The following is a 6,778-nucleotide window of genomic DNA, read 5'->3' on the forward strand; positions in this document are numbered from 1 at the left end:
GGTATTACTATTTCTGACATCACTGATTTTCGGAGTTAATCGCATGCCCTCCCCCTCTAGCCGCAAGCTTTGCCTGAGTCTGCTCATTCCCCTGTGCTTCGCCTTAGTCAGCCCTGCCAGCCAGGCGCAACTGGCTGCAGGTATCAAATACGATACCAGCTACCCCATCATCAGCCCGGTGTATGCCAGACAAGGCATGGTGGCGACTGAGCAGGCGCTGGCGACCCAGGTCGGTCTCGATATACTCAAGCGTGGTGGCAATGCCGTCGATGCTGCGGTGGCAGTTGGCTTTGCCCTGGCGGTGGTCTTGCCAAATGCCGGCAATATTGGTGGTGGTGGCTTCATGGTTATTCATGACAGCAAGTCAGGCAAGGATATCGCCCTGGATTTCCGTGAACTGGCACCGGAAAAAGCCACTCGCGACATGTATCTGGATGTGAATGGCAAGGTCATCTCTGGCAAGTCCCTGTATAGCCATCTGGCAGTGGGTGTGCCTGGCACGGTGGCAGGCATGGACCTGGCCTTGCGCAAATACGGCAGCATGAAATGGAAAGATGTGATTGCCCCCGCCATACGTCTGGCAGAACAAGGCTTCGACATCAGCCCACATCTGGCTGAGCTGATCGATTCAAGCAAGAAGCAATTGGGCAAATGGCCAGCCAGCAAGGCAATTTTTTTTAAGGATGGCAAACCCCTGCTGGCTGGTGAGCGCTTGCTGCAAAAAGACCTGGCACAATCGCTGCGCCTGATTGCCGAGCAAGGCCCGTCCGCATTTTATGAAGGCGCGATTGCAAAAAAAATCGTCGCAGAAATGCAGCAACATGAAGGCCTGATCTCAGCCAGTGACCTGAAGAATTACAAGGCAGTGGAACGCATACCCGTGCGCGGCAATTATCGCGGCTTTGAAGTAGTCTCCATGCCGCCTCCAAGTTCTGGCGGCGTGCACATCATCCAGATGCTGAATATGCTGGAACATTATCCGCTCAAGGAACAGGGGGCGAATAGCGCCCAGACTTTGCATCAACTCAGCGAAGTCATGAAGCTGGCTTATGCTGACCGTTCTGAATTTTTAGGTGACCCGGACTATTACAAAGTACCGACCAAGGCCCTGACTTCGCGTGCTTACGCTGACGAGCTGGTCAAGAAAATACATGCAGACCGCGCCACACCTTCCGCCGAGATCAAGCCCGGCAAACCTTTGCCCTATGAAAGCGACCAGACCACGCATTACAGCGTGGCCGACAAATTTGGTAATGTGGTCGCCACGACGTATACGCTGAACCTGAACTTTGGCAGCGGCATCGTAGCCACAGGCACGGGCATCGTCCTGAATAATGAAATGGATGATTTCTCGGTCAAGGCAGGCGTTCCGAATGCCTTTGGTTTGCTGGGGGGAGATGCCAATGCAGTACATGGCTGGAAGCGGCCTCTAAGCTCCATGTCCCCAACCATCGTGCTCAAGGATGGCAAACCCTATCTTGTCACAGGCAGCCCTGGTGGCAGCCGCATCATCACGACGACCCTGCAAACCATCTTGAATGTCATTGACCATGGCATGAACGTGGCAGAAGCCACGATCTCACCACGCATACACCAGCAATGGATGCCAGACCAGTTACGCTTTGAAAAAGGGATCAGCATCGATACCCTGCGCCTGCTGGAACAAAAAGGTCAGGTGCTGCGCCCTGCAGCCACCCTGGGCAAAACCCAGACCATACAAATTATGCCGCAGGGTTTTGCCGGTTATTCTGATCCACGCAATCCAGACGGCAGTGCGCTGGGGTTTTAGGCTTTTCAAAGAACTTTCCTATTCAACCTGAGCAGGATTCCTCCTGTTCAGGCTGCTTTACTGTTCAGCATCACACCATTTTTCCCACATGGAACGATAAGCACGTTCCACTTCGTGGGTAAAACCCACTTCATCCATCAGTGCGCTGTTTTGCATTTCCTGGCGCAAGCCAGACCTGATCTCCGCCAGGCGTGGAATGTCCTGCGCCAGTGCTACGACCTTGTCCACGTATTCCTCTTCCGTATTCGCGATCCACTCTGGACGCCCTGCCCCCACCAGGATACTGCTTCCAAGGCGCCCCACACTAGGACGCCCCGCCAAAGTGACGAAGGGCACTCCCATATACAGCGTTTCAAACAGGGTAGTGCCAGAATTATGCGGGAAACAATCCAGCCCAATATCGAGCGACCTCAAGGTATCCCAGGGTGGGCTGTGAAAACCAATATCGAGTTGCGACGCATCTATGCCATGCGCGGCAAATTTATTGATCAGAGTTTGACGCAATTCGGCGTCTTGATAATTGGCACTATCAATGACGAGCACGGCATTTTTCACTTGCTTCAAAATGGCGGCCCAGGTCCTGATGGTTTTATGGTTGACCCGTATTGATCTCGTCAAGGTACCGATCCTGATGTTTTTACTGCTCAGGGCAGGGAGAAGATTAACGTCCCCCATGCCTGCGGCCGGCCGGTAAACGATCAATGGGGTGTTGAGTCGCCACACTTGCTCTGCAAACAAGTGCTCACTACCCGGCGGTGCACTGACGTGGTCCGTCAGATAATAGTCAATCGCTGTCAGGCCCGTCGTATAGGCAAACCCCAGCCACGACACCTGCACTGGGACGGGCCGACGCGCCAATACCGAAAGGCGGTTATGGGCAGTGTGACCAGCAAGGTCAATCAAGATATCAATGCCGTCTTCCCGTATGCGCTCACTTAACTTGTCGTCGCTCAAATTTGCAGTGTCTATCCAATGATCAGCATATGTTTTGTAGCGGTCGGTAACACTATCGTGAGTATTCAATTGTGCATAGGCATACACTTCAACGGCGGCCTTATCATGATGACTCATTAAAGGTTCGAGAAAATACTGGACAGGGTGGCGACAAAAATCGGGCGAAATATAGCCAATTTTTAGACGTCGCTGACGATTTTTGTCATTCTTAAAAGGCAAGAAAGCGTTTTTGTAGCGAAGTGCATATCTCTTTTCATAGTCCTGATAGGCTGCAAAAATGTCTTCTGCACTTCGGTCAGGATGATAGTTAAGCATAAATAACAAATTGCTATACGCTTCAGAATACCCGGCATCAAGATTGACTGCGCTTCGATAACTCTTTTCAGCCTCTTCCAATTTACCTTGGACTGCGAATAATCCAGCCATATTGGAATAGGTTTCAGTTGTGCTATCACCAGATTGCAAGGCTTTCGCATAACTAGCCTCTGCCTCAGCGAAACGATTGATCATGCTGAAAGTATTGCCAAGATTATTGTAGAGCAATACCGAATGGACATCATTGGCAATGCCTTGCTGGTACACAGCAATCGCCTCGCCATAGCGCTTACTCTCATGCAAAGTGATGCCCAGATTGCAATAAGCGCCCGCCAGGCCAGGCTGCATGGCAATGGCCTGGCGATAGCTCGCTTCCGCCTCTGATAACAGGTTTTGCATCTTGTAGGCATCCCCCAGGCCGACCATGGCTTCAGCTAATCGCGGATTCAAGCTCAGTGCTTGTTGCAAATAGGTCTGCGCTTGCTCTGCCTGACCAAGCTTCAGCGCAATTAGCCCAAGACTCTGCAGAGATTCCACATGCTGGGGATGCATGCTCAGAGATTGTAAAAATCGCTCTCGCGCCAGATCAAGTTGCCCATCTTGCAGGTACAAATTGCCGAGATTGCAGCAAGCGGTGAAGTGTCCGGGGTTACTCGACAAAGTACGCAAATAATGCGACTCAGCCTCATCCGCCCTGCCCTGTTGTTGATACAAAATCGCCAGATTGTAATGCGCATGGCTAAAGCCTGACTTTATCTCCAATACCTTCAGGTAAGCCGCTTGCGCATCACTGATATGACCTAGAGATGCCAGAGTAACGCCAAGATTGAAGTAGGCAAGATGATTGTCAGACTGCGCCTGAATGACATGCTGGTAGCAAGCCAGCGCTTCTTCATAACGTCCCAGCGCATCCAGCGTCAAACCCAGATTCATTGTTGCATCAAGGTAGCCAGGATCAGATGCTAGTGCCAGACGATACTGACCTTCAGCCTGGGTATAATTTTGTTGCTCATAAAAAACATCACCCAGCTTATTAAAGAGAGTGGCCTTGCCTGGCTCTGCTGAAATAGCCAGTTGAAAATACTGCGCAGCAGCCACCAGATCACCATTCTTAAAACTGTTATCTCCTAGCTGCTCCTGATCTGCCTGGCGCTTATCCTTGACTTCCGGATCAACAATTTGAGTATCCCGCTCATTTTTTCTATTGTCGCGTGTTGTTTGATCCTTGGAAGAAAACTGTTTTTTGAACCAGCTCAGCATTCGGGAACTCTCCTAAATTTAAATAACCAAGGTCGCAAAATGGCGAACTGTACATTCATTTCTTGCATGAAAACAGTTTACTCTTTCTGCTAAAGCTTATTCGAATAAAAATGCATTTGTGCCATCTGCTTATGCTGACATATTTTTCAGTCAACGAATGGGCAGAGAACCAGGCATGATGTAGATTGCGGAATGGTTTTGGCAATGACAGACTATTCCTGGAGAGGCAGTATGATGTGAAGGCAGATGAAGTTCGACAGAATCGTCAGAAATGTTAGGTGGGCCTCTTTGGAGGCAGCCAGCTGAGCAAGTAGAGCATTGTGGCCATGGTCGAAAAAAATATCAAGGATAAACAGCCTTAGCTCAGAGTCTGTCATTCCTCAGATGCTCGCTTAATCCCTCAGCTAAGTAGCCATTCAGATAAATTGTTGCCTTAAGTATTCATTTCCCAAGGACAAGCTTAACAACACAAGGCCAATGACGCTATGGGCAACCGCCTGCCCCTGATTTCAATCCACGCTGAGCATTGCAAATAGAGTCACCTGCGCCAAAGGTCCAGGCCACATTTGCCTGGTTGCTTATTGTCGATGCCGTGAGTGTGCCAGTCAGTTGCGTCGCTGCGCCACTCACTGTTGCTGTGCTGGTGTGTGCAATGGTTCCCGCGCCCAGGATGGGCTGAGCAGCAATAAATTTTGATGTTGAAACAACGGGGATTCCATTCGATCCCGCTGCTGTGCAGTTAGTCCAGTTGGAACTATTATCCCAATAACAGAAAGTCATTGCCGTAACCAGGCTATTCAACTCAGCCCTGCTGCCTGAAGCGCGCGTACGCGATGTGTAATCAGAATACTGCGGAATTGCAATCGCTGCCAAAATACCAATGATAGCGACAACAATCATCAGCTCAATCAAGGTGAAACCACGTTGCATTTGTTGATAAGAAATTTTCATTTATATCTCCAGAAAAAATTACACCAGACCCGACGTTCAAACAGATGGTTTCTGATGAAAACCTGATCTTCCATCATGATTTAGAAGTTAATCTATTTGAACGCTATATCATTAGAAAAATACTTACCACAATGTGCTCCATACCATTCGCAGTAAGACTTGCGCCTGCTTTAACGACGCTGCAGGTTCTTAGGAGCCGTATACTAAAATACTATATTCGTCGCTGACGGCACTATCCGGTTTCCGGCAACATCGTCACTGCCAGCGCATAAACATCAGTTTTAAGAACATTTCCTACGGTGACAGTCTTGTCAAGCCAACTTCGCGCAATTCCTGCATAAATGCTACTCGGTTAAGCTAACAGCAATTTCCATACCAGACAGATTTGAGATTGCATTTCTTGAGCGTATATAAAAAAAGCCCTTCATTCTGAAGGGCTTTTTTTTAAGAACACCAAATTATGGGCAACCGCCTTGACCGGATTTCAAGCCACGTTGAGCGTTGCAGATAGAATCACCTGGAGCAAACTGCCATACCATATTTGCTTGGTTGGAAACGGTAGATGGTGTCAGAACACCAGTCAGTTCAACGCCAGCTGTAGTCGTTGCAGCAGAAGTCATTGTGACAGAACCCGCAGCAACTGTTGGCAGGGCTGGTACGAACTTGGAAGTTGCAACTACTGGAATACCATTCTGGCCTGATGTAAAGCAATCTGTACCACCAGGCTGAGTCCATGTACCGTTGTTATCCTGGAAGCAAGAAGACATGGAAGTCACCAAGCTATTCAATTCCGTTCTGCTGCCGGCTGCGCGGGTACGAGATGTGTAATCAGAATATTGTGGAATAGCGATCGCTGCCAAGATACCGATAATTGCCACAACAATCATCAATTCGATCAAAGTAAAGCCGCGTTGCAGCTGATTAGACATGGTTTTCATAGAAATACTCAAGTGAAGTTAAATAAGGAACTGCTCTTTCCATCGAGCAATAAATATATCATTTAACAACATCATTGTCAAATCACTCACCCCCCATAAACATGCATTGGCAAAGCTATTCAAATGCCAATTTTTTTTCAACGTTGATATTGTTTACGCCTCCATAATTTGTCAGCAATGTTAATAATTGCTTAAATACCCGGAATATCTTCGTTAGCACAAATAAAAAAGCCCTTCATCAATGAAGGGCTTTTTCCAGAGCGTGCTAAATTATGGGCAACCACCTTGACCGGATTTCAAGCCACGCTGAGCATTACAGATAGAATTGGCTGCGGCAAACTGCCACTTCATGTTTGCTTGGTTAGAAACGGTAGATGGAGTCAGAACACCAGTCAACTGAACGCCAGCTGTAGTTGTTGCAGCAGAAGTCATTGTGACAGAGCCAGCAGCAACTGTTGGCAGAGCTGGTACGAACTTGGAAGTTGCAACTACTGGGATACCATTTTGGCCAGATGTAAAGCAATCTGTACCACCAACTTGAGTCCATGTACCATTGTTATCTTGGAAGCAA

The 6,778-nt window shown here is 48.6% G+C and carries 4 protein-coding genes and 1 pseudogene; 1 reads left to right on the forward strand and 4 read right to left on the reverse strand.

Going from position 1 to position 6,778, the window contains the following annotated elements:
- Positions 1–43: 43 nt before the first annotated feature.
- On the forward strand, positions 44–1,789 hold the full coding sequence (gene ggt / locus Q8K39_RS16270) for a gamma-glutamyltransferase (RefSeq protein WP_305261810.1): 1,746 nt from the start codon (positions 44–46) through the stop codon (positions 1,787–1,789).
- A gap of 57 nt (positions 1,790–1,846) precedes the next feature.
- Here the strand turns inward: ggt and Q8K39_RS16275 are convergent, their stop codons facing one another.
- From Q8K39_RS16275 to Q8K39_RS16290, 4 genes and pseudogenes are all read right to left on the reverse strand, one after another.
- Positions 1,847–4,318 carry a tetratricopeptide repeat protein gene (locus tag Q8K39_RS16275; protein ID WP_305261812.1) on the reverse strand — a complete coding sequence of 824 codons (2,472 nt, stop codon included), beginning with the start codon at positions 4,316–4,318 and terminating at the stop codon, positions 1,847–1,849.
- Positions 4,319–4,801: 483 nt separating this feature from the next.
- Positions 4,802–5,269: a prepilin-type N-terminal cleavage/methylation domain-containing protein gene (locus Q8K39_RS16280; protein WP_186956005.1), complete on the reverse strand. Its 468-nt coding sequence runs from the start codon at positions 5,267–5,269 to the stop codon at positions 4,802–4,804.
- Between the two features lie 458 nt (positions 5,270–5,727).
- On the reverse strand, positions 5,728–6,198 hold the full coding sequence (locus Q8K39_RS16285; protein ID WP_186956006.1) for a prepilin-type N-terminal cleavage/methylation domain-containing protein: 471 nt from the start codon (positions 6,196–6,198) through the stop codon (positions 5,728–5,730).
- A 279-nt stretch (positions 6,199–6,477) separates the two neighbouring features.
- Positions 6,478–6,778, reverse strand: a pseudogene (locus Q8K39_RS16290) (hypothetical protein); the annotation flags it as partial.

The organism is Undibacterium sp. (assembly GCF_030683615.1).
Lineage (GTDB): Bacteria > Pseudomonadota > Gammaproteobacteria > Burkholderiales > Burkholderiaceae_D > Undibacterium > Undibacterium umbellatum.

Excerpts from the sequence above, each read along its gene's own strand:
- ggt (WP_305261810.1), top strand. The coding sequence starts at position 44 with ATGCCCTCCCCCTCTAGCCGCAAGCTTTGCCTGAGTCTGCTCATTCCC.
- Q8K39_RS16275 (WP_305261812.1), bottom strand. The coding sequence starts at position 4,318 with ATGCTGAGCTGGTTCAAAAAACAGTTTTCTTCCAAGGATCAAACAACA.
- Q8K39_RS16280 (WP_186956005.1), bottom strand. The coding sequence starts at position 5,269 with ATGAAAATTTCTTATCAACAAATGCAACGTGGTTTCACCTTGATTGAG.
- Q8K39_RS16285 (WP_186956006.1), bottom strand. The coding sequence starts at position 6,198 with ATGTCTAATCAGCTGCAACGCGGCTTTACTTTGATCGAATTGATGATT.